The sequence below is a fragment of the Kocuria aegyptia genome (assembly GCF_039530085.1).
In the GTDB taxonomy this organism is placed as follows: Bacteria; Actinomycetota; Actinomycetes; order Actinomycetales; family Micrococcaceae; genus Kocuria; species Kocuria aegyptia.
Genome location: NZ_BAAAOA010000012.1, coordinates 1 through 22240 on the forward strand (window position 1 = coordinate 1; position 22240 = coordinate 22240).

At 71.2% G+C, this 22240-nt stretch carries 25 protein-coding genes and 1 pseudogene; 14 read left to right on the forward strand and 12 right to left on the reverse strand.

Annotated elements, in window-relative coordinates; genetic code table 11:
• A pseudogene (locus ABD220_RS05230) lies at positions 1 to 233 on the forward strand (manganese catalase family protein); the annotation flags it as partial.
• A 53-nt stretch (positions 234 to 286) separates the two neighbouring features.
• On the forward strand, positions 287 to 760 hold the full coding sequence (locus ABD220_RS05235; protein ID WP_344120452.1) for a DUF4383 domain-containing protein: 474 nt from the start codon (positions 287 to 289) through the stop codon (positions 758 to 760).
• A gap of 122 nt (positions 761 to 882) precedes the next feature.
• Here the strand turns inward: ABD220_RS05235 and ABD220_RS05240 are convergent, their stop codons facing one another.
• The 7 genes from ABD220_RS05240 to ABD220_RS05270 form a co-directional block, all read right to left on the reverse strand.
• Complete coding sequence (locus ABD220_RS05240; protein WP_344120454.1) at positions 883 to 1107, reverse strand: cupin domain-containing protein; 225 nt, start codon at positions 1105 to 1107, stop codon at positions 883 to 885.
• Entirely contained in the window at positions 1107 to 2039 is a 933-nt protein-coding gene (locus ABD220_RS05245; protein ID WP_344120456.1) for an FRG domain-containing protein, read from the reverse strand. Before ABD220_RS05245 ends, ABD220_RS05240 begins: the two co-directional genes overlap by 1 nt.
• Entirely contained in the window at positions 2036 to 3151 is a 1116-nt protein-coding gene (locus ABD220_RS05250) for a glycosyltransferase family 2 protein (protein ID WP_344120458.1), read from the reverse strand. Before ABD220_RS05250 ends, ABD220_RS05245 begins: the two co-directional genes overlap by 4 nt.
• A gap of 232 nt (positions 3152 to 3383) precedes the next feature.
• Positions 3384 to 3668 (reverse strand): hypothetical protein, encoded by a 285-nt coding sequence (locus ABD220_RS05255; protein ID WP_344120460.1) that lies wholly within the window; start codon positions 3666 to 3668, stop codon positions 3384 to 3386.
• A 9-nt stretch (positions 3669 to 3677) separates the two neighbouring features.
• Positions 3678 to 4397 (reverse strand): GAF and ANTAR domain-containing protein, encoded by a 720-nt coding sequence (locus ABD220_RS05260; RefSeq protein ID WP_344120462.1) that lies wholly within the window; start codon positions 4395 to 4397, stop codon positions 3678 to 3680.
• A gap of 448 nt (positions 4398 to 4845) precedes the next feature.
• Complete coding sequence (locus ABD220_RS05265; protein WP_344120464.1) at positions 4846 to 5832, reverse strand: helix-turn-helix transcriptional regulator; 987 nt, start codon at positions 5830 to 5832, stop codon at positions 4846 to 4848.
• A 572-nt stretch (positions 5833 to 6404) separates the two neighbouring features.
• Positions 6405 to 6725, reverse strand: coding sequence for a DUF2218 domain-containing protein (locus tag ABD220_RS05270; protein WP_344120466.1), 321 nt, complete (start codon positions 6723 to 6725; stop codon positions 6405 to 6407).
• 234 nt (positions 6726 to 6959) lie between these two features.
• Between ABD220_RS05270 and ABD220_RS05275 the strand changes: the two genes are divergently transcribed.
• Positions 6960 to 7382 (forward strand): hypothetical protein, encoded by a 423-nt coding sequence (locus ABD220_RS05275; RefSeq protein ID WP_344120468.1) that lies wholly within the window; start codon positions 6960 to 6962, stop codon positions 7380 to 7382.
• 79 nt (positions 7383 to 7461) lie between these two features.
• Here ABD220_RS05275 and ABD220_RS05280 read toward each other — a convergent pair whose 3' ends face one another.
• Positions 7462 to 7836, reverse strand: a complete 375-nt coding sequence (locus ABD220_RS05280) for an ArsR/SmtB family transcription factor (protein WP_344120470.1) — start codon at positions 7834 to 7836, stop codon at positions 7462 to 7464.
• An 84-nt stretch (positions 7837 to 7920) separates the two neighbouring features.
• Between ABD220_RS05280 and arsB the strand changes: the two genes are divergently transcribed.
• From arsB to ABD220_RS05320, 8 genes are all read left to right on the forward strand, one after another.
• Positions 7921 to 9015, forward strand: coding sequence for an ACR3 family arsenite efflux transporter (gene arsB / locus ABD220_RS05285; protein WP_344120472.1), 1095 nt, complete (start codon positions 7921 to 7923; stop codon positions 9013 to 9015).
• A 52-nt stretch (positions 9016 to 9067) separates the two neighbouring features.
• Positions 9068 to 9499 (forward strand): arsenate-mycothiol transferase ArsC, encoded by a 432-nt coding sequence (locus ABD220_RS05290; RefSeq protein ID WP_344120474.1) that lies wholly within the window; start codon positions 9068 to 9070, stop codon positions 9497 to 9499.
• Between the two features lie 55 nt (positions 9500 to 9554).
• Positions 9555 to 10016: an arsenate reductase ArsC gene (locus tag ABD220_RS05295; RefSeq protein ID WP_344120476.1), complete on the forward strand. Its 462-nt coding sequence runs from the start codon at positions 9555 to 9557 to the stop codon at positions 10014 to 10016.
• Between the two features lie 309 nt (positions 10017 to 10325).
• Complete coding sequence (locus ABD220_RS05300) at positions 10326 to 10943, forward strand: hypothetical protein (protein WP_344120478.1); 618 nt, start codon at positions 10326 to 10328, stop codon at positions 10941 to 10943.
• Positions 10944 to 11228: 285 nt separating this feature from the next.
• A complete protein-coding gene (locus ABD220_RS05305; protein ID WP_344120480.1) occupies positions 11229 to 12698 on the forward strand; it encodes a PepSY-associated TM helix domain-containing protein in 1470 nt (489 codons plus the stop codon).
• Between the two features lie 201 nt (positions 12699 to 12899).
• Positions 12900 to 13694: an acyl-ACP desaturase gene (locus ABD220_RS05310; RefSeq protein ID WP_344120482.1), complete on the forward strand. Its 795-nt coding sequence runs from the start codon at positions 12900 to 12902 to the stop codon at positions 13692 to 13694.
• Complete coding sequence (locus ABD220_RS05315; RefSeq protein WP_344120484.1) at positions 13691 to 14572, forward strand: hypothetical protein; 882 nt, start codon at positions 13691 to 13693, stop codon at positions 14570 to 14572. Before ABD220_RS05310 ends, ABD220_RS05315 begins: the two co-directional genes overlap by 4 nt.
• A gap of 60 nt (positions 14573 to 14632) precedes the next feature.
• Positions 14633 to 14860, forward strand: coding sequence for a hypothetical protein (locus ABD220_RS05320; protein WP_344120486.1), 228 nt, complete (start codon positions 14633 to 14635; stop codon positions 14858 to 14860).
• A gap of 91 nt (positions 14861 to 14951) precedes the next feature.
• Here ABD220_RS05320 and ABD220_RS05325 read toward each other — a convergent pair whose 3' ends face one another.
• The 4 genes from ABD220_RS05325 to ABD220_RS05340 form a co-directional block, all read right to left on the reverse strand.
• Positions 14952 to 15716: a class I SAM-dependent methyltransferase gene (locus tag ABD220_RS05325; RefSeq protein WP_344120488.1), complete on the reverse strand. Its 765-nt coding sequence runs from the start codon at positions 15714 to 15716 to the stop codon at positions 14952 to 14954.
• Between the two features lie 332 nt (positions 15717 to 16048).
• Entirely contained in the window at positions 16049 to 16309 is a 261-nt protein-coding gene (locus tag ABD220_RS05330) for a hypothetical protein (protein ID WP_344120489.1), read from the reverse strand.
• Positions 16310 to 16602: 293 nt separating this feature from the next.
• Entirely contained in the window at positions 16603 to 17139 is a 537-nt protein-coding gene (locus ABD220_RS05335; RefSeq protein WP_344120491.1) for an SRPBCC family protein, read from the reverse strand.
• Complete coding sequence (locus ABD220_RS05340) at positions 17136 to 17498, reverse strand: ArsR/SmtB family transcription factor (RefSeq protein ID WP_344120492.1); 363 nt, start codon at positions 17496 to 17498, stop codon at positions 17136 to 17138. Before ABD220_RS05340 ends, ABD220_RS05335 begins: the two co-directional genes overlap by 4 nt.
• Positions 17499 to 18051: 553 nt before the next feature.
• On the opposite strand from ABD220_RS05340, the gene ABD220_RS05345 reads away from it, so the two are divergent.
• The 3 genes from ABD220_RS05345 (at position 18052) to ABD220_RS05355 (ending at position 21914) form a co-directional block, all read left to right on the forward strand.
• Positions 18052 to 19068 carry a hypothetical protein gene (locus tag ABD220_RS05345; protein WP_344120494.1) on the forward strand — a complete coding sequence of 339 codons (1017 nt, stop codon included), beginning with the start codon at positions 18052 to 18054 and terminating at the stop codon, positions 19066 to 19068.
• A gap of 96 nt (positions 19069 to 19164) precedes the next feature.
• Positions 19165 to 20292, forward strand: a complete 1128-nt coding sequence (locus ABD220_RS05350) for a hypothetical protein (protein ID WP_344120496.1) — start codon at positions 19165 to 19167, stop codon at positions 20290 to 20292.
• Positions 20293 to 20651: 359 nt separating this feature from the next.
• Positions 20652 to 21914: a glycerophosphodiester phosphodiesterase family protein gene (locus ABD220_RS05355; protein ID WP_344120498.1), complete on the forward strand. Its 1263-nt coding sequence runs from the start codon at positions 20652 to 20654 to the stop codon at positions 21912 to 21914.
• Positions 21915 to 22240 lie beyond the last annotated feature (326 nt).

Genomic DNA, 22240 nt, shown 5'->3' on the forward strand with positions numbered 1-22240 from the left:
TCTCCTACGACTACTACAATTTCTCCGACGGGGCCGCCGCCGCGGAGGGCTCCTGGGCACAGGGTCCGACCCCGGACGGCAACGGGCAGTTCGGGTACAAGGACCAGCCCATGGCCGGGGTGCCGATGCCCCCGCCCACCCACCCCGACGCCCGGTTCTACGGCACCACCGAGATCCCCAACCGGGTGGAGAAGGCCGCCGGCACCATCCAGGACAAGCTCAACAAGGAATAACCCCACACCGGCCCGGCACGCAGCCACGGGCCACCCCGAGGAGAGGAGCGATCATGACCACCCCAGCCGCTCGACCCGACAACCGCACGAACCGCCGCTCACCCGTCCAGACGGCGGCCCTGCTCTACGGCGCCGTCTTCCTGCTCGTGGGCGCTGCCGGCTTCATCCCCGGCATCACCACGAACTACGACACCATGCAGTTCGCCGGCCACCAATCCGAGGCCATGCTGATGGGCCTCTTCCAGGTTTCGATCCTGCACAATCTCGTCCACCTGCTCTACGGCGTCGCCGGGATCGCCCTGGCCCGGACCGTCTCGGGGGCGCGGAACTTCCTGCGCTGGGGCGGTGCCGTCTATCTGCTGCTGTGGCTCTACGGCCTGCTCATCGACAAGGAGTCCACCGCCAACTTCGTGCCCTTGAACTCCGCCGACGACTGGCTGCACCTGCTCCTGGGTCTGACCATGGTCGGGCTGTCCTTCCTGGACCGGGGGGCCCACGACAGGACCGCGGGCCGGGCTCGCACCTGAGATCCGCGGCCGGGCACCTCTCGTGTCCGTCCCACGGGCAGCGGCTCCTCGCCTTCGGCGGGGAGCCGCTGCCCGTGGGACGGCGAGGCCGGACTGCCCCGCCGGGGCCACCGGCAAGGTCGTCAGGAGAAGACGTACTCGACCTCGGCGAAGTCGTCGGCCGCGAGGACATAGAACACGCGCAGCACTTCTGCGCCGGTCTTCCTGGCTCCGTGCTCGTGACCGCCCGGGATGAAGGCGCTGGACCCGGCACGGACCGGATGCTCGACACCCTCTAGAGCGACCACGCCCTTTCCGGAGAGGACGTAGTAGGTCTCGGCCTGGTCGTGGCGGTGCAGGTCCTGCACTACTCGACATGTCCACCCCCGGGCATCCGGGCCGAGCCCAGGAGCGGCCCCGGCTCGTCCCCCATGGCCGGGGAGGCCGGCTCGGCCGAGGAACCCTGCTCCGGGCGAGGCCCGTAGTAGCGGCCCAGCCAGCGGCACAGCCCGTCCAGACCGGGGAAGAGTACGCGCTCGGTCATGTTCGCCTGGTCGAGGTGGTCGCGGATCCGCCACTTGAGCCCCGGGGGGATGATCACTTTGCGGTAGAGCTCCGGGTGGTCGCCCAGCCACTCGTGCAGCGAGCCCGTGGCCGCGGACATGGCGGAGAACACCGCGGCCTGGTTCACGATCCGCTCGTCCAGTGACGGGGGTTCGAAGAAGAGCGGGACCGGCCGCCCGCACCGGTCCCGGAACCGGTCGAAGTCAGCCATGCTGTACGCCACCCGCCCCAGCATGTCGGTGGTGAACAATCCCGCCGCATGCGCGGTGATCACATCCCGCAGCGGCGCCGGCAGCAGTTCGTGCACCGCCGCATAGTCCACGCACCACACCGCTCCGGGCACGTCGTAGCAGCGCGGGTCCGCGGTGGCGAAGTGCAGTGCCACGTAGGGGGAGTTCGACCAGTCCAGCAGCCGGGTGGGCAGACCGTGGTGCTGGGCGACGGACAGCCAGTTCCAGTCCGAATCCCCCGGGGAGGTGTCCTGGGCGGCGTACTTGCGGAAGTTCCGCAGGATGTGCGGCTCGATCTGCTCGCTGGAAGGGCCCCGGAGCCGGAAGAGGGTGGTGTCCAGGTCACGGTCGGCCAGGGCGTGGCCACGGTAGACGACGTTGATCCGCAGATTTTCGCCGGAGGGCTGCCAGTCGTTGTGGGTCAGGGCCGCGATCAACCCGTACAGGTCGTCGTCGTCGACCTCGATGACCGAGCCCGCCCCAGCGGCGCTCTCGTCCGTGTTCACCGCTGACTCCTCGCCCGCTCCGGGCCGGTTCCGCGCAGCAGCAGCGGCCCCCGGTCCCCGCAGCGCAGACGCCGGCGCAGTGCCGTCCGGGAGTGCCCGGCGGTGCGCAGCCGCGCGCCCGCGTAGGACACGCCGCCACGCGCCCGCACCGCCACGGCCGCCCACACGCACATCGACCGCTCCAGCACCCACAGCGGAGCCCACAGCACCGTGCCGGCGGGGAAGACCTGGGTGCCCCCTGCCCGGCGTCGGCCGATCTCGGCCACCCCGCACACGGCGACGGCTCCTGCCACCAGGCGGCCCGGGCGCCGCACCGCCCAGCACATCAGGGGCAGCAAGGACAGCTCGGCGAGCAGTCGAGGAGGCTGGGCGAAGTCGTCGTAGGCCTGCCGGACGCGTTGGCCTACGAAGTGGGACACGGTGGGGGGCACCCGGCCCACGAGCACGTCCAGGGCCACGGCTTCGCGCCCGCCGGCGGCGCGCACGGTGCGGACGAGCTCGAGGTTCTCGAACAGGACGTCGCCGTCGTAGCCCCCGGCCGCGAGCAGGATCGACCGGCGCACCCCGAGGGTGCCGGGCCAGTCCCCGCCCAGGGCGCGGTTGAGCAGGGCGCGCCCTGAGTCCCAGCGGGCCTGCCAGGGCAGGTCGAGGTAGTAGTTCTGCGGTCGGACCACCTCGGCCCGCCCCAGCAGCGCCACCATCTGTTCCAGGGTCCGCCGGGTGTGGCGCACGTCGTCGTCGGCCACCACGATCCGCTCCTCGCGGGCACGGCGCACACCGGTCATCACCCCTGCCACCTTGCCGTTGGCACCCGGCCACGGCTCCGGCCGGACGTGCTCCACCGACTCCGGCAGCGCGCGGCGATGAGCGGCGAAGAGCTCCTCGGCGGAACCGTCGACGACCGTGACGGGCAGCCATGAGGAGACCTCGGCCAGGTAGTGGGCGAGCTCTGCCAGGCCGTCGTCATCGGCCCACTTCAGCGGCAGGACGTAGCGGGCATCGGTCAGGGAGCCGGTGACGGCGGGGGGTGTGACGTGACGCTCGGGAGCCGCCGGTTCCGAGGTCCCGTCCCGGCGGCCGGCCCCGGCCTTCACGAAGATCGTGTGGTCCACAAGAGCATCCTCCATCGACAGACACGCGCTGCGGGCCGTCTGCTCGACCACCCCTCACCCTAACCACACTCGGCTCCTCCGGGCCAAGCCTTCTGGGAAAGAACGCTCGTCCGAGCCGCCGGAACGGCTCCCGGGAAACCGTTCCCGGGAGCGGTGGCCGATCAGTGGTCCGTCCGGCCGGTGGAGGGATCCTCGTCCCGGCGGCGGGAAGCAGGACCTGGCGCCGGGGTGGTCAGTCCTCGCCTTCGAGGTCCTGGCGGCGGAGCAGCTCGAAGGTGTAGGGGGCCCGCAGCGGAGGCTGCCCCTTGATGAGCTCGTTGGCGGCGTGGGACAGCAGATCCCGCTGGAAGGCGGGCAGCTCCAGGCAGTGGTGCAGGTAGGCCTCGACCTCCATCTCCCCGGCGTTGCCGCCGAGAGTGAAGTAGCGGAACCACAGTTGCTTCACCTCGATGCCGGCGCGGCCGATGACCTCATGCAGCAGGCGAGCCTGTTCCGCGCCGACACCGTCGCGATCCACCGTCGGGCCTCAGCTCTGCGGGTCCGGGTGGCGCTCCAGGATCTGGCGGGCGACCTCGGCCATGGGACGGTCCTGAGCGCGCGAGGCCGTGAGCAGCACGGCATGCGCGTCCTCCGCGTCGGTGGCCCGTTGTTCCATCAGCATTCCGGTGGCCCGGTCGATCGTCTGCCGGTCCTCCATGCCGGCCTGCAGCGCAGCGCTGAGCCGCTGCGGGGCGTCGCGGGTCTGCGCCGAGCCCAGCAGGGTGGCTGCTGCTGCGGCCAACAGGCACAGTTGCTGCTCCTCATGGTCGGTGAAGGCATCGACGACGGTGGCGTAGACCTTCATCGCCCCCAGGCACCGGTCCCGGAACATCAGCGGGACGCTGAGCATCGAGCGGATCCCCGCCCGGGCGGCGGCCGCCGACCACTCCGGCCAGCGGTCGTCGTCGGTGATGTCGTTGATGCGCTGGGGGGTCGCGGTGGCCCAGGTGGTCAGGCACGGGCCCTCCCCCAGGTCGTACTGCAGCGTGTCGGCCGCTTCCACGAGACCGTCGGTGGCCCCGGTGCTGGTCCTGGTGCCCTGGGCGGCGATCAGCGAGACCCCGGCTCCGGCGGCGGAGGGGATGAGGTGCTGCGCGACCTGGGCCAGCTGGTGCACCGCGGTGGTGGCGTGCTCCAGGCTCAGCAGCATGCTCTGGACGCGGGCGAAGACCGCGGTCAGCTCCGTCGCGGAGGATTCGGTCGGCATGGGACCCCCTCGGTCCAGCGGGGTGGGCCGAGTCCACTGGGCACCGTGCGCCGTCGTCGCGGCATCGGTGGCAGGTCGTCCTTCGCTCGGCGTTTGCCCCTCCCGTCAAGGTTACGCCCGATGACAAGGGATGAGGAGGTCACGGATGATCACGCCCTCTTCTCCGCTGGACCTGCCCGGTGCGGGAGCCGGAGGACGGAGGTCCGGTCGACCTGCTGACGGCAGGTGGTCCGGCGCCGGCTCCAGGCCGAAGAACTCCTCCATCGTGTCGACGTCGGGCTCGGCGTCCCGGACCGTCGCCTGCTACGTCTCAGCTGCCCCGCCGAGGAGTCCACCCGTGCCTGCTGCATCCTCACGCCCCCACGTGTCCAGGAAAAAATCCGCCTCGGCGTACCCGCACGGTCCCGTCGTGTGTGCTGCGTGACACCGTGACGAGGTCCCGGAGCGCTCAGCCGTCCAGGGTCGTCCTGGGGGACACTCCGTAGGCGGCCTTGTACTCAGCGGCGAACCGCCCCTGGTGGGCGAAACCCCACCGGGCGGCAATGCCGGCCACGGTGTCGCCCGCGAGGGGATCGGCGGCCAGCAGCTCCGCATGAGCGGCCTGCATCCGCAGGCTGCGCAGGTGGGCCATCGGGGTGATGCCCATCTGCCGGGCGAAGGCCGCTTGCAGCCCGCGCGGGCTCATCCGGGCGGCCGTCGCCAGGCCGGCCAGGGTGAGCGGGTCGCGCAGATGCTCTTCCATGTGCGTGATCGCCCGGCGCACCCCTCCTGGTACCCGGTCGGAATCCACCGGGTGGGACGACTGGTCCAGGAAGGTGCTGGGGAAGGTGTGCAGCACCGCCGTCGCGGTGGATCGGAAGATCTCCTGTCGGATCAGGGAATGGGACATGGCTTCACTGTTGAGCTGATCACGGCCCAGCGCGGTGATCAGGCGGGCGAGGTACTGGGCCATCGGCGCGCTCACCGGGGCTCCGCCGGTGAAGTGCAGCTCGAACTCGTCCAGGCCCAGCAGCTCCGCCGCGTGGGCCTGGATCGCGGAGAAGTCCAAGGACACCGTCAGCAGCCCCAGGTTGTCCCAGCGGCAGGCGTAGGGGCGCACCGGGAACAGGAACGGGGTCCGCCTGGCAATGGTGCGGGTGTGGTCGGTGAAGGCCAGTCCCCCGTCGTAGACCTGGCCGACCCGCACGATGCCGGTGGCGTCGACCAGCGCCCCGGTCGGCGCCCCTTGCAACCGGGCTTGTTCCAGATGCAACCCCTCCACGCCGCGCACGGCCTGGGCCATGCTGAACGGCGTGCTGCGGTCGATCTCGATCCGCCGGACCGCGTATACCTGCTCGAGGACCTCGATCCCCGCCTCCGGGTCCTGAGTGGCGAAGGACAGACGCCGGGGACCGGCCCCTCCCGGGGGGGAACTCCTCGGGGTTGAGGTGGGCATGCGGCCATTGCCTCCGGGTCACGAAACGCACAGAGCCGGCCATCTGCTCGACTGTTCTGTTCAGAATAGGAACGGCCCGGCCTGTGGGCAATCGAAGGCAGGTCCCGTGATCGCTCACCCTCTCCCCGACGGGAGAGGCCTGGTTCGGACAGCGCGCGAAACAGGCCCCGAATCTCTGGCCGCACCTGCATCGAGCACGCCACCCCGGGGGGCGTCCGCACGCCGGCCGGCACCGTCATACCGTTGCCAACCAGTGCGCAAACTGTCCCGCTGTGCGTAAAATGGACAGCGGCGCACGTGATTCCCGCACTATGCGCCCCGAGGCCCACGGCACTGCCTGTTGTGCGCCTTACCCGCCCTTCGCGCTTGCGGTGCCGCGCCCCTCGCGGCCCGCGAAGGGCGGGCCCCCGGACGCAGAGCCTCGTCACCCCAGGAGCGACGTTCCGGGAAGACGGCCGTGCTGACGGCGGTCCGCGGACGACTCGGCCCAGGGGATGGCAGCGGTGCAGGGCCAGGGACACCGGGATGCGCTTGGCCGGCACCGGTGTCCCGCACCGGCGGACCGGGGCGCCTCAGGCCGGGGTGACCCACTCCACGGCGAAGCCCTCACGTTGCCCGAACCGCTCCAGATGAGTACCGACCACCTGCTGGACCCGCTCGAGCCCTTCGGCAGTCGCCGACCGGGCGCGCAGCTCCAGGGTCTGGTCGCCGGCGACGAGCAGGCAGCTGCCCACGGTGAGCACGATCCGCGGCCCTTCGGCCTCGTCGCGGACCTCGGCCTTGCGCCCGAGGTGGGAGGCGAGCTGCTTGGCATAGCGGGGCGCCGCCGCGGTGGCCACCGTGGCCTGGGCGCGCTGTGCCGTGGCGGCGGGATGGACGAGAGGCTCGGTCATGGACGATCTCCTGGGTGGTGGACGGCTCGGGAGGAATCCGGGCGATGGACCGGACGTCGGTGGTGAGGGTGAAGCCCGGGTGGAACCATCACTATCCGATTACGTCAGTGCAGTGTTCGCTAATGCTGCTTCGACTGCTACAGTCTGCCACAGTGAGGTGAGGTCAGGCTTACCTAACTTCTCGCGTGCGACACCCGAGCCGGGACCACGCCCTGTGGTTCCGGGAGGGCTCTGTTGCGGCTGAACGACACCCGGATCGCCGAGGCCGCCACTGTGGAGGCCCTCACCCGACACGCGCGGGAGGGGTACTCCGGTCACCCCTCCCAGCAGGTGCGCCTCATCGTCGCCGACCCCGCACTGCCGGCCGACGCGGAGGACCTGCGGCACCTGCCCATCGAGCGGCACTCCTGGACGATCTCCAGCGCAGAGAAGGACGAGCACAGCACCGTGCGGAACATCAGGACCGCTCCGGGGCACCTGCAGGCGACACCGGCCACCGCCAGCGTGCGCCACCGCACCCCCAGGCCTTCCCCCGCCCGGCGCACTGCTGAGGAGCACCACCATGCCACGGCCGCCGCACCACAGCCGGCAGCCGCCCTCCAGCACGTCACCATTGCCGCGGAATCCCGCACGGGGTCCACGACTCCCCACCGGTGACGCACGGGGGGCCTCGTGGACTCGGACCGACCGGTCCCGCTGTCCGGCGCACACCGGCGCGGGAACTCGGCCCGGGCTCTCAGCGCAGGTCGAGGAAGCCGCGCAGCTCGGCGAAGGCCTCGGGCACCACGGAGTAGTGCGCCCACTTGCCCCGCTGCTCGCGGGTGACCAGTCCGGCGTCGACGAGCTTCTTCATGTGGTGGCTGACCGTGGGCTGGCTGATGTCCACCACCGCGGTCAGGTCGCACACGCAGACCGCACCGCACCCCTGGGCCGCCACATGGGAGAGCAGCCGCAGTCGGGTGGGATCGGACAGGGCCTTGAGCCGGCCGGCGATCCGCCGGGCGTCGTCCTCGGTCATGGGTCCACCCGAGAGCGAGCAGCACTCCGAGCCCGTCGTGCTGGGGGCGCACTCATCGGCAGCGGCGGCCTGGACGTCGGGTGCGAGAGCCATCCCCCCATCCTACATTGACCGATGTCGATGTGACCCCTAGTCTTTCCGATAGACAGTCGTCAATACGAAGGGCCGCCCCTGATCATGAGCAACACCACCACTGCCCCCTCCGCCTCCCAGGGGGTGATGAAGGACCTGTCCTTCCTCGACCGCTGGCTGCCCGCCTGGATCGTCGCGGCCATGGTCGCCGGCCTGCTGCTGGGCCGGTTCGTTCCGGGCCTGGACACCGCCCTGGAGGCTGTGCGGATCGGGGAGGTGTCCCTGCCGATCGCGATCGGGCTGCTGGTGATGATGTACCCGGTGCTGGCCAAGGTCCGCTACGACGAGACCCACCGTGTGGCCGGTGACAAGCGCCTGATGGGGGCGTCGCTGGTGCTGAACTGGATCGTCGGGCCCGCCCTGATGTTCGCTCTGGCCTGGATCTTCCTGCCCGATCTGCCCGAGTACCGCACCGGGCTGATCATCGTCGGGCTGGCCCGGTGCATCGCCATGGTGCTGATCTGGAACGATCTGGCCTGCGGGGACCGGGAAGCGGCGGCCGTGCTGGTGGCCGTCAACTCCGTCTTCCAGGTCCTCGCCTTCGGCGCCCTGGGCTGGTTCTACCTCCAGGTCCTGCCCGCCTGGCTCGGCCTGCCCACCACCTCGGCGGAGTTCTCGGTGTGGTCGATCGTCGCCTCCGTGCTGGTGTTCCTGGGCATCCCGCTGGTGGCCGGGTTCCTCACCCGCACCCTGGGCGAGAAGGCCAGGGGCCGGGAGTGGTACGAGGGCACGTTCCTGCCGAAGCTCGGCCCCTGGGCCCTGTACGGGCTGCTGTTCACCATCGTGCTGCTCTTCGCCCTGCAGGGCGACGCCATCACCTCGAGCCCCTGGGACGTCGTGCGCATCGCCTGGCCCCTGCTGGTGTACTTCTTCCTGATGTTCGGCATCGGCCTGCTGGCCTCGAAAGCCCTGGGGCTGAACTACGCGAAGTCCACCACCGTGGCCTTCACCGCCGCCGGCAACAACTTCGAGCTCGCCATCGCCGTGGCCATCGGCACCTTCGGGGTCACCTCCGGGCAGGCCCTGGCCGGAGTGGTCGGCCCGCTGATCGAGGTCCCCGTCCTGGTGGCGCTGGTCTACGTGTCCCTGTGGGCCGGGCGGAAGCTGTTCCCCGGCGATGCCACCGTTCCCACCCGCTGACCCGACCCTGTCCCGTACAGCCCCTGCTTCCGCGAACCTCCAGGAGTATCCGTTGAGCGACACCAAGCCCTCCGTCCTGTTCGTCTGCGCCAAGAACGGCGGCAAGTCCCAGATGGCCGCCGCCCTCATGGAGCACCGCGCCCACGGGGCGGTGGAGGTCCACTCCGGCGGCACCACACCGGGCAACAAGATCAATGCGCTGTCCGCCGAGGTCGTCGCTGAGGTCGGCGCCGACATGTCCTCCGGCACGCCGAAGCCCATCGATCCCGATCTGCTGCGCCGTGTGGACCGGGTCGTGGTCCTCGGGGACGAGGCGGAGGTCGAGCCCGTCGACGGCATGGCCGGCACCATCGAGACCTGGTACACCGACGAGCCCTCCACCCGGGGCATCGAGGGCGCCGAGCGGATGCGCCTGGTCCGTGACGACATCGACGCCCGCGTGCAGGCGCTGCTCACCGAGCTCACCGACGGCAACCCTGCCTGAGCCTCGTCCACCTCCCTCCTCCCCATTTTTCGTGGCGACAGAACGGATGATCCCCATGAGTACCGAGACCACTTCCGCGCCTCCCGCCGAGACCACGGACAAGCCTTCGGTCCTGTTCGTGTGCGTGCACAACGCCGGGCGGTCCCAGATGGCCGCCGCCTACCTGACCCACCTCTCCGGCGGACGCATCGAGGTGCGTTCGGCCGGCTCCACCCCGGCCGATGCGGTGAACCCGGCCGCGGTGGAGGCCATGGCCGAGGAGGGCATCGACATGAGCGCGCAGACCCCCAAGATCCTCACCGATGAGGCCGTGCAGGACTCCGATGTGGTGATCACCATGGGCTGCGGGGACGCCTGCCCGTTCTATCCGGGCAAGCGCTACGAGGACTGGAAGCTGGAGGACCCGGCCGGCAAGGGCGTGGAATCCGTCCGGCCCATCCGTGACGAGATCAGGAGCAGGGTCGCGCAGCTGATCGCCGAGCTGCTGCCCGCCGACAGCACCACCACCGCCGGGTAAGGGGAAACGGTCTCGACCACGGACGCCACCACCGCCTCCGCGGCCACCACGGACCAGACGATCATCATCGGCTCCGGCGCGGCCGGCTGCGCCGGGCTCACCCCACGGGTCATCGGCACGGGGCTCCCTCATCGCCTCCGACACGGCATCTGCGACCAGTGCCCTGTGGACCGGCGCACCCGCCGCGAGCACGATCCCAGAAATTCTCAAGGCGGGGCAGCCAGGATCGGTGCTCGAGCGCCGGCGTGGGCGCCCGGTGTCCTACGGGCCGGTACGCTGGCCGGGCACGCCTGAGGGGAGGTGAGGCGGATGGAGCAGCACGGACCGGTGCGCCCGGGTGCACGTTGGGTGCGTGGGTGGCTGGCCGCGTTCTTGTCCACCGTGTGCGCTGGGCTCTCGCACTACATCGCTGATGCTTCGGCTCCGGACCCGGCGCTGCTGATGTGCGCCCTGGCCGCGGCCGGGGTGGTCTGCGGGCTGCTGGCCGGGCGCCGGATGGGCCCGGCACGGATGGCTGCGGCGGTGGCGCTGAGCCAAGGTGTCTATCACGCACTGTTCTCCGTTCCCTCGTTCCGTTCTGCTGCGGCACCGGGCGAGGCGATGACCTCCCACGTCCACCACGGGGCTGCGATGGTCCCGGGGGCGCCACTGACGTCAGGGGCGGAAGCCCCTTCGGGGATGCTGGCCGCGCACGTGCTCGCGGGGATCCTCACGTTCTGGGTGCTGCAGCACGGGGAGAGGTCGTGGTGGGCGCTGGTCGACGCGCTGCGCACCGAGGTCGGTGTGGTGCTGGCCCTGGTGCTGCCACTGATTCCGGCGGCCCGCCCGCCGCGCCGGGCCGGGGAGTTCTTCCTGCCCGTCGGGGAGGACACCGGGTGGGTGCGTGGCGCGATCTCGCGGAGGGGACCGCCGGCACCGGTGGTGTGACCTCGTCCTGCCCGCCCCGCCGGGACCGGCTGTTGAGCTCCGGTGCCGGGGGCGTGGCTTCTCATCACCCTCCGGAGACCGACGCCTTCAGCAACCGGCCTTGTCCTTGGCGGGAGCGCACCGTCCAGGTGCCGCCGGTGATCCCACACCCGTCATGGCTCGTCCTCGCCGGCCTCGCCGTGCTGTGCCTGTGCACGCTGCAGTCGAGGTCGCCCCGAGGTGCCCCGGTGTCCGCTGTCGGCGCCGCCGGTCTCCGCCGTCCACCTGCGAGAGGCTCCATCGATCATGTCTGCACCCACCACGTCCCAACCCGCACCGCAGCCCCCGCCTTCGGCGCCGCCGCCCTCGAAGAGCTGGGGCCGGCAGCTGCTGTTGCGGCTGCACTTCTACATCGGAGTGTTCATCGGCCCGTTCCTGCTCGTCGCCGCCGTCTCCGGAGCGTTCTACGCCCTGAGCCCGCAACTGGAGCGAGTGGTCTACGCCGAGGCGCTGACCGGCACCGTCACTGCTCAACCGTTGTCCCTGGACGCTCAGGTCGCCGCCGCCCAGGCCGCCGCAGGGCTGGAGACCGCCCCGGCGGCGGTGCGCCCGGCCCCGGAGGGGGGCACCACCCGGGTCATGTTCACCGACCCGGCCTTGGGTGCTTCCGAGCACCGGGGCGTGTTCGTGGACCCGGGCACCGGGGCGGTGGTCGGGGACCTGACCGTGTACGGCTCCAGCGGGTCCTTGCCGTTGCGCTCCACCATCTCCGAGATCCACCGCAGCCTGGGACTGGGTGAGCCGGGGCGGATCTACAGCGAGCTGGCCGCCTCCTGGCTGGGCGTCATCGCCCTGACCGGACTGGGACTGTGGGCTGTCCGCTGGCGCAGGGCCAGAACCGGACGCCGAGCCCGGGGCCTGCTGCTTCCTGACACCACCACGAACAAGTATCGGCGGGCCCTGTCGTGGCACGCCGCGACCGGGGTGTGGCTGGCCGTCGGTTTCCTGTTCCTTTCCGCCACCGGGCTGACCTGGTCGACGTACGCCGGGGCCAACGTCACCGACCTGCGCTCCACCCTGGGCTGGACCACCCCGGCACTGGAGACGACCCTGCACCCGGCCCAGGCACCGGCCGCGACGGACGAGCACGCCGAGCACACCGAACACGGCGATCATCACGACCACACCGCCGTGGCGGGTGCCGCCTCCAGCGGCGGCTCCTTCGACGCGGTGCTGGCCACCGCTCGTGACACCGGCATCGACGCCACCCTGCTCGAGATCAAGCCCTCCCCCGAGACCGGAGTGGCGTGGACGGTGGCCGAGATCGACCGGTCCTGGCCCACCCAGGTCGACGCCGTGGCCGTGGACCCGGCCACCGGGCAGGTCGCCGACCAGGTGCGCTTCGCCGAGTACGGGATCATGGCCAAGCTCGCCCAGTGGGGCGTGGCCGCCCACATGGGGGTGCTCTTCGGGGTCGTCAACCAGGTCGTGCTCGCCGCCCTCGCCCTGGGCCTGGCCGCGATGGTGACCTGGGGGTATCTGATGTGGTGGCGCCGCCGGCCCACCCGGCCCACCGGGATGACCCCGGGTTCGGCCCCGGCCCGTGGGGCCCTGCGCCGAGCTCCCCTGCCCGCGGTGGCCGGGATCGCTGTGCTCGCGGTGGTCCTCGGGGTGTTCTTGCCGCTGCTGGGCATCAGCCTGGCGGCCTTCCTGGCCCTGGACCTGGTCCTGGGCGCCCTGACTGCCCGGCAAAGCCCTCCCACCACCAGCCCCTGACCCGGGACGACCACGGCAGTGGGCGCTGCGCACCCGGTGCGCGGCGCCCACCGCCGTGTGCCCTCACCCATCCGCTGGGCCACCGGCTCCGGACAGGAGGTGACACCGTCACAACGAGCACCGTGCGGACGAGCACCGCTGGCCCGCCCCCGGTTCGCGGGGCCGCCGCGTTCGTCGCGCAGGGGAGGGAGACGAGCCGCCATGGCCTTCGACATCGACCGGTACGCCCGCGAGGCCGCTCCCGTGAGCTGGGAGGACCTCGACTACGAGGTGTTCCGGGACAGCCCGCTGCCGCCCGACACGCTGCGCACGCTGCGCTACATGTGCGAGATCGAGTTCCACACCGTGTGCTACCTGCGCGACATGCTCGTCAGCCCCTCGCGCAAGGACCCGGACGTCGGCACCTTCATGACCTCCTGGAACTGGGAGGAGATCTGGCACGGGGAGGCCCTGGCCCACGTGCTGGAGCTGCACGGGATCACGGTGGCCTTCGACGAGGTCAAGGCCAAACGGGTCAAGCTCGGCTGGCGGGACCGGCTCAGCCCGGTCAAGCAGTCGCTGCTGTCCAACATCGCCGGGGCTGATTTCGTGGCCGTGCACATGCTCTGGGGCTCCATCAACGAACGCTCCACCGCCGCCGGCTACAAACGCCTCGCCGCCCTCCAGGACAGCCCCGTGCTCACCATCCTCCTGCGGAGGATCGCCGCCCAGGAGGCCAAGCACATCGCCTTCTACACCACCCAGGCCCGCACCCGCCTGCAGGACAATCCGCGCGCCCAGAAACTGGCCCGCCTGGCCCTGCGCACCGCCTGGCAGCCGGTCGGCTCCGGGGTGTCCCCCGAGGCCGAGGTCGACCACGTCCTCACCCACCTGTTCTCCGGACCCGCAGGGCGGAAAGAGGCCGAGGCCATCGACCGGCACGTCGCCAAACTGCCCGGCATGGAAGGACTGACCCTCGTGACCCAGGCCCTCGACGCCCGCGGGGTGCCGGCATGAACACCACCGGATTCGACGTCCACGCCTACATGCGCCATCCCCTGGCCATCCGCCCCACCGACGTCGACGTGGACGTGATGGACGCCCTGTCCGCCCCGGCCCTGGACGCCCTCACCTGTCTGTGGCAGGTGGAGCGCACCGCCCTGGGCCGGATGCGCGATGTGCTGGTCACTCCCACCCACGCCGAGTCCCGGGTGAGCGCCTTCCTCACCACCTGGGGCTACGAGCAGCACTGGCTGGCCCAGACCCTGCACGCGGTGCTGCACACCAATGGCCGTTCCCCCCAGGAACCCTTCGACACGAGACGGGGTCGGATCCGGCGGAGCTGGGACGACCGGGCCCGCCCCACCGTGGCCGCGATCGCGACCAACCTCATGGGCGCGGAGATCACCGGCGCGCACATGGTCACCGGTTGGCTGGACACCGCCGTGCTCACCGTGGCCTACCGCCAGCTGGGCGAGATCGAGCCCGCCCTGAAAGAACTCACCGAGGCGATCACCCGGGCGAAGGAACGGCACCTGGGCTTCTACGCCGAGGAGGTCGGCACCCGCCTGGCCCGCAGTGCCGCCGCCCGGAGGATCGCCCGGAGCGCGGTGGCCCGGTGGCACTTCCCCGGCACCCGCTACGCCGGCGGTGAACCAGCCCGAGCCGCCCTGTTCCCCCTCTTCACCGACCCTGCGGGGCGAGCGGCCCTGGAAGAGATCAACAGGACCGCCGCCGCGTTCCCCGGCCTGTCCCGGACCCGGCCGGTGCACCACCGATGCACCATGGACCGCCGCCCCGTCCCACGCCGATGGCTCAGGCGCGTTGGAAGGCGCACGACTCGGACGGAGGCGCGCGTGGTTCGGCGATCGATGCGGCCGGCGCGGCTGCTGTAGAACTCCGGTGCGGCATCCGGGCACACTGGCAGTCCGACGTCGATCCCTACGGAGGTTCCCGTGCACGTTCGCATTGCAGAGAGCATCGCTCTGGTCACCATCGGTGATGGCGTCATTGCCGCGCTGTTCCCGGCCCGCCATGCCGCCCGGTGGATGATCGGCCCCGATCCGGTGCGCCGGGTGGTATCGGTGTTCGTGGAGCACCCCGGGCTGATGCGGGCCGTCGGCGTGGCGCAGGTCGCTGCCGGGATCGCATGGGTGGCGGTCCTGCCGCCGAAGCCACGGTGAGCGATCCCCCTGGCTCGAGGACCCCAGGGGCGGGCCGGGCAACGAGACCTCCGCTGGGTCGGGCGGCGTGCACGCCGTGCGTCGGTCCCCGTCAGGCTCGTGCGATCACGATCGGCTGGTAGTGGCCGCCCACGTCCGGCATGAGCCATTCGACTCCGGTGTACCCGGTCGACAGCAACAGGCTTCCGAGCTTCGCGCGTGTCAGAGCCCGGCAGCGCGTCGTCCCTGAGCGCGCCCGCCATGATCCCGCCGCGTCCTCGGTGAGGGTGAACAGCTCGATGTCCACGTACTCCGCGTCCGCCGACCACCGCCAGGCCTGGCCCGAGCCGTGCCGCGACCCGACTTCCCCGTGGACCGAGATCGGCACCCCGTCGGGGCGAGTGCGTCTCAGCGCGTCATAGTCGCGAAGGGAGACGAGCAGCAGGCCGGCCGGTCGCAGGCACGCACGGACACTGTGCAAGGCCCGCTGCAGCTGCTCGTCGGTGAGCAGATGCGGCAGTGCGTTGTCGCAGGAGACCACCACGTCGAAGTCCCCTTCGACGTGGTCGCGGAGCTCGCGGAGGTCGCAGACGCTGAGATCGACGTCGATTCCTCTCGCGGCCGCCTCCACCCGGGCCCGGTCCACCGCCGCCTGGCTCACGTCGGTGGCTGTCACGTCGTAACCGAGCGTCGCCAGTGGCAGGGCCTGGGTTCCGATGCCGCAGGTGCAGTCCAACAGGCGCCCCTCGGTGACCCCCCGCTGCGCGAGGATGTCGGCGATGACCCGCCCGTGCCACTGGGCCGCTGCCCACCAGTGACCGAAGAGCAGGTGATACTCGGACGCGAGGGCGTCATAGAACTGTGCCGGGGTGGCCATACCTGTAGGACCTTGCTCTCGCGGCCTGCGCGGCCGCTTCCGCCGCGCCTGCGGGTCCGACCCGAGATGGCCGGGCGGCCCGGAGCGGCGCCCCGGCCTCGGTGGCCGGCCCAGGACGGGCCTCCACCACCATCCGGCTCACGCGCCCACCCCGCTCGTCCGGGTGCTTCTCCGGTGCTGCCATGGCTCTCATCCTTCCGTGGAACGAGAGCCTCCAACAGACCCGTCACAGGAGACCCGGCCTGGTCGTCGATCCCCGGCGGTGGATGCCGCACCCGCGCGGGGGCAAGTGCCCGATCGGGCAGCGTCCGGAGGCACCGGGGCCTCCGCCCTCAGCGAGGAGTCACATCCGGCGGCATGCTGACGACCTCAGCGATGTCCTCGGAGTGCAGCCCGGTCAGCTCGACCAGCTCTCGGATGGAGGCACCCGCCCGGTGCGAGCCGACCAGAGCACGGTTGCGCATGCGCACCGCGATGCCTCGCTCCAGGGACAGCACGTGGATGCGCTCGGTCAGCTCCACGACTTCGGCCAGGAGATCTGCCCCTTCGGATACGGGCACGCCGCTGTGACCCGTTACCTTTTCGTTATTCATAGGGTCAGCCTCTCATTGCTGAGAGGGAATGGGCCAATGCTGGGGATCGGCCCGCGGTGTCACGCCGGACGACGACGCGGCCCACGTCGGGAGTGCTCGCAGCCGGCCTCCTGCGGCGACGGCAATGCTGCCAATCGCCGGATCGACCCGGCCGCCGGGGACGGCGCCCGAGAACCGCCCTGTGCAAAGCGGTGCACCCCGAGCTGCTCATACATCCGCTGTCCGCGGATGGACCAACACCTGTTCGGGCAGCCCCTGACCTGAGGCTGGGCCCGTGGCCGCACGTCGGCCGGTCACGGCTGCTGGGGCGTGGCCGGGAAGCGCTCCTGGTACGCCGGGAGCAGGGCGGGGTAGTAGTCGCGCTCGAAGTCGATCGCGGCGACGTCCCCGCCCGTCTCGGCCGCCACCAGCCGGTCCAGGTAGTAGTCCCAGCCGGGGCCGATGCTGTGCGCCCACGCCGGTTCCGGCAGGATCTGGCCGAAGTGCAGCGTGGTGCCGCCACCGTCGTCGGTGAGCCGGATCTCCACTCTCCAGTCGTGGTCCTGCCCGTCGAGGCCCGCGCTGCGTGCGCGCGTGCGCAGCAGCCGTGGGGGCTCGCAGGCCTCGATGTGGTGCACCTCCTCCGGCATCCCGTCCTCGGCGGTCATCCGGAAGGTGACGCTGCCGGAGGCCGGGTCACCGCTCCAGGTGCCGATCCAGCGCCCGAGGCGTTCGGAGTCCGTGACGGCGGCCCACACGTCCTCGACAGGGGCGTTGAAGTGGCGGGTGAGCACGATCCAGTCACCGTCCTGGCGGGTCTCGGGCCGGCCGGTGGCCTGTGGTGGTGTCATCCTGCGTCCTTCCTCTCGGTGCGGGCCTGCCGGGCAGACCGGTCAACGGCGCGGTCGCGGGTGGTGCGGCGGACCTCGAGCTCGAGTCCGTCCAGGACGTGCTCCGGGATCCGTGGCCTCCGGCCGCTGAGCTCGGCGAGCAGGACGGCGACCGGCTCCAGGGCGGAGGGCACCAACGTGTAGTGGCGTTCACGGCCCTGCGTGAGCCCGGTGACCAGGCCCGCGTCGCCGAGCACCCTCAGGTGCCTGCTGACCGCCGGGCGGCTGATGTCGTGGTCGGCCGCGAGGTCGACCACCCGGGCCGGCCCCTCGGCCAGCCGTCGCAGCAGGGCCCGCCGCACCGGGTCCCCCAAAGCCATGAACACGTCCACGACACTTATGGTAACCGGACGATTACCAATAGGCCAGAGGTCGTGGACAAGGCCGTCGCGGGGCGCCCTCCCGGGCAACATCAGCCCCTGCAACCAGTGCGGGGGCCAGCACGGGACTGCTGCGTGCGAAGGGACGCCTGGGCCATCTCGATGACCGATAGTTGTCGTTCTGCGAAGCATGGCGTGCCCGGCCTGCGGTATATCAGCTGCGCGCAGTCCAACCAGCAACTGCGCGGTCGTCCTTCGACGCCGCGGCTGCAGCCCACCCCTCGGCGGCGGGATCGAGATCTTGCGGCATGATGACATCCCTCCTGGCCGGGAACAGCGCGGCATCAGCCCCGGAGGAACTCACGTTGGTGCAGGTCACCAGGTCGCCGGCAGGGCACGCCACTGCGGACGGCTTTCCTGCACCGGTCAACCCGTTGCTTTTGCATGATCATGGTGCTGATAATGAGGTCGGTTCCGGTCCATCAGATGCTGGACACGACAAGGGGGAGGTGCACCCGTGAAGACGCCGAGACGCCGTTCTTTGGTCACTTCCGTGCGCGTTGCCCTCGTCTCCGGCGCAGCCGCTGTGGGCTGGCTCGTCGTGGGCGCCACGGGCGCCCACGCCGTCGACGGACTTCCCGAGCTGCCGGGCCCGAGCGCCGGCGTCGTGGCCCAGACAGCAAATGGAGCGGCGGGCAAGGTCCACCAGGCCGGCCGGCAGGTGGCGCTCACCGCGGCACCGCCTGACGTCGCCGCCGCGGCGGTGGCCGTCGAGAGGGCCCTGCCGGTGGAGATCGCGCAGTCCACGCTCGAACCCGTCATTGCCCCGGTGAAGGAGGCCGTGGTGGTGGAGCCGGTCAGCGACCTCGTTGCACAGCCGGTGGAGACCGTGCTGACGGCCATCGAGCCGCTCACCGATGTCGTGGAGCAGACGCTTCCCGACGACGTCGTCCCGGTGGCCCCCGGACCTGCTGCAGTCGTGGAGAACGTTCTCCCCGGCGCGCCGGCGGCCGAGGAGATTCTGCGGCCGGAGCCGGTCACCGGTCCTGTCGTGGGCGCTCCCACGGCCACTCCTGCAGCCTCTGACGCTTCCGTGGCGCCGCCGGAGCGCCCCGCCGCCGTGGTGCCCGATCCGGTCATGGCGCCCGAGCTGAAGCCCCAGGTCCTCACCGCCGGGACTCCGGCCGCTGCCGCCCAGCAGACGGAGTCCGGTGCGCAGTCCGCGAATCCAAGCTCCTCGGACTTCCTGGCCGGTCTCGGTCAGCCTCTCGCCGCGCCGACGGATTCTGCGGCCAGCGCCGTCGCCACGTCCCCGCTCTACGCGGAGTCCTCGCCGACCGCCACGAGCGTGCTTCCGAGCCCCGGTGCCACTGCCTCCGCAGCTGGGTCCGGAGGGACCGGGACGCCGCTGCGCAGTGCCGGCCCGGACTCCTGGCCGGAGGTCCCTGCAGACCTTCCCTACCTCGAGCTGTTCCCGCACCTGAGTGCCGGACAGAGCGACCTGTTCTCCGGGGGCGTCGATCAACCCCCGGCCCCGCCGGCTTTCGACCCCGGCTCCACTCCTGATTGATGAGCGCTGCGCTGCCCATTTCCTGGCAGCAACAGCACCTCCCCGTCTGACGCCCTCCGGCGCGGACGCACGACTCATCAGTTCAGGAGAACGACCATGTACCAGGACCTCCGGCGTGGCCTGTACGGCTTCGCCCTTGCCACCGGAATAGCAATCATCGGGTCCTCCGAGGCCTCGGCCGCGGAGAACACCGCCGACGTCACCGTGTCGACCGCCGTCGCGGCTCAGCTCGGGCTCGGCACCACCGCACCCGTTGTGACCGAGGAGACCGGCCTGACGGCTGACGCCGCCGTCGCGGCTCAGCTCGGGCTCGGCACCATCGCACCCGTTGTGACCGAGGAGATCGCCGCCACCGGCGACGCGACCCTGGCCACCGCGGGCACCGTGGGCGGCAGCACTGCTGCCGCCGCGACCGCCGCCGCCGATCTCGGTGTCGGCGTCGTCACCGAGGAGACCGCTACGGCCGCTACGGCCGCTGACGCGACTGCCGCGGCCGACCTGAGTCCGGACACCACCGGCATCGTGCCGGAGGAGACCGGCCTGACGGCTGACGCCGCCGTCGCGGCTCAGCTCGGCCTCGGCACCACCGCACCCGTTGTGACCGAGGAGACCGCCGCCACCGGCGACGCGACCCTGGCCACCGCGGGCACCGTGGACGAGGACGTCGCGGCGGGCGCCGCTGCTGCCGTCCAGCTCGCCACCGTGGACAACGGATCCGCTGCTGATGCCGTTACCGATCCCGGTCCGGGAGTCGTGTCCGAAGGGTCCGACTTCACCACCACCGGCGACGCGGCCCTCACCGCCACCAGCACCGTGGACGAGAACCTCACGGCGGACGCCGCTGTGGCCGCCGGTCTTGGGGGCCAGACCGGCATGGACGCCGCGACTGAGGAGACTGCCGCGACCGTGGTCCCCGGCGCGGGCACCACCGCTCACGCCATGACTGCGGACGCCCTCGAGGGTCTCGCCGGGACGGCCGGGCACGCCACCGAGAGCACCCTGGTGGTCCGCTCTGCCGGTACGACGACCGGCACCGTCTCCCCCGCGGCGGGAATCCGGACTGCGGCCTCCACAGTGAACGGGTGGAACATCAGCGCCGGGATTCCGGCTCAGCCGGCCACCACCGTCGTGGACGTCCGTGCCGGCCTGCTGGCCGGAGCGGCCCTACTGGCCCTGGTTGCCGCCTCGGCGATGAGCCGCCGTCGCCGGGGCGGGCCCCGGTAGCCGACCGGATCCCGGCAGATGAGACGGGATGTCCCCCAGGACGGCGATCCGCCGCTCCGTGGGGCATCCCGTCTCCACCCCTCCCCCGTCAACGAACCCGGTCCGCGGAGGGACCGTACCGAACCGCGTCCAAGAACTCTGCCTCCTGGGGAAAGGGGCCTCACTCGCCACACCACCATCCGGGTCCCAACCGACGTAGGCGAGGGCGGCGCCGGAGTCGGTGGCCACCACGGCCTCGGCCCGCCCGTCAGATCGACGTTGCCTGGACCTCGTCTGCGCTTCACCTCGCATTGATCCTGGTGTCTCTTCGTCCCCGTTGACTGGCCGTGCCACCACTGTCGACCGGAAAGACACCCCCCATGAGTCTCCCCCGCTCCGAGTTCCGTCCGCTCCACGTCGCCGCTGCCGGTGCTCTGTCGGCCGCCACCCTGATCGGGGTGTCGGCCCCTGCCGTGGCCGCCCCCACCGCGACCGTCGTCACTGCGCCTCCGGCCGCCACCATCGCCGCGGAGGACCGGCCCCTGCTGATCGGCCACCGGGGCGCTGCCGGCACCGCGCCGGAGAACACCGTGGCCGCGTTCAAGGATGCCCGCGCCGCCGGGGTCGACTACCTCGAGATCGACGTCCAACTCAGCGCCGACGGGGTGCCGTTCCTCTTCCACGACAACACCCCGGCACGCACCACGAACGTCGCCGAGGTCTTCCCGGGCCGCGAGAACGACCCGATCACCTCCTTCACCTGGGCCGAGCTCCAGCAGCTCGACGCCGGTTCCTACTTCGGCGAGAAGTTCGCCGGCGAGAAGATCCCGCACCTCGACGACGCCGCGAAGGTCGCCACCATCAACACCGGCGTCTACATCGAGATCAAGTCCCCCAAGAACTCTCCCGGCATCGAGCAGGTCGTGGCGGGGTCCCTCGCCCAGGACAAGGACTGGGCGAAGCTGCTGGCCGCCGGCAAGGTCACCGTCATCGGCTTCGACGAGACCTCCAACCGGGCCTTTGCCGCGCTCGCCCCCGAGGTGCCCTTGCAGCAGCTGACCGGCACCGTGCCCGACACCGCGACGCTGCAGCGATGGGCCGGGTTCGTGGACTCCGTGGGCACCAACTACCGGGCCCTGGACGCCGACGGCGTCGCGCGCGTCGCCGCCACCGGCCTGGAACTGGGGGTCTATACCGTGAACTCCCCCGAGGCCGTCCAGGACGTCATCGACCTCGGCGTGGACATGATCACCGGGGACTTCCCGATCCAGACCGACCGCTACCTCGACGGACGAGCCCCCTATCCCGCCGACCACGGCGTGGAGATCACGGACTCCGTCAACGACGTTCCGGGCGACGACGTCCAGCACGGGACCGGTGAGCACGTCGTGCTCACCAACACCAGTACCCGCACCGTGGACGTCAGCGGCTGGCTCCTGCGCGACGCCGCCAACAACGTCCTGGTGGTGGGCGAGGGCTACGAGCTGGCCCCGGGCGCGCAACTGCGCATCTACACCGGGCCCGGAACGAACACCGAGGACGCGTACTACAACGGCGGCACGTCTTCCGTGCTCAACAACGGCGGCGACTCCGTCGCCCTGTGGACCGCCAACGACAAGCTGCAGGACGTCTTCGCGAACTGACAGGATCGTGCTCTCCGCTTCCGGGACACGCCCCCGGGGGAGACCCCGGGGGCGTGTCCCGGCCGCACCGCATCCGGCCGCTCAGGGGCCATGCGCAAAGGCCGGGTCGGTGCATCTCATCAAGGGCATCATCGAAATCCCTCTCCACCTGTCAGCCGCTCAACTGGCGCCGGGTGATGCTCGCCGACAGGAGTCACCCCACCGCCCTAAGGACCTCTCTTCGACGCCTCTTCAGATCCTGCGTCACCGGCCGTTCACAACCCGGGCAATTCTCGGCCACTTTCGGTGCCTACGGTCAGGTCCGAGGCGCTGTTGAGGCGCCCGTC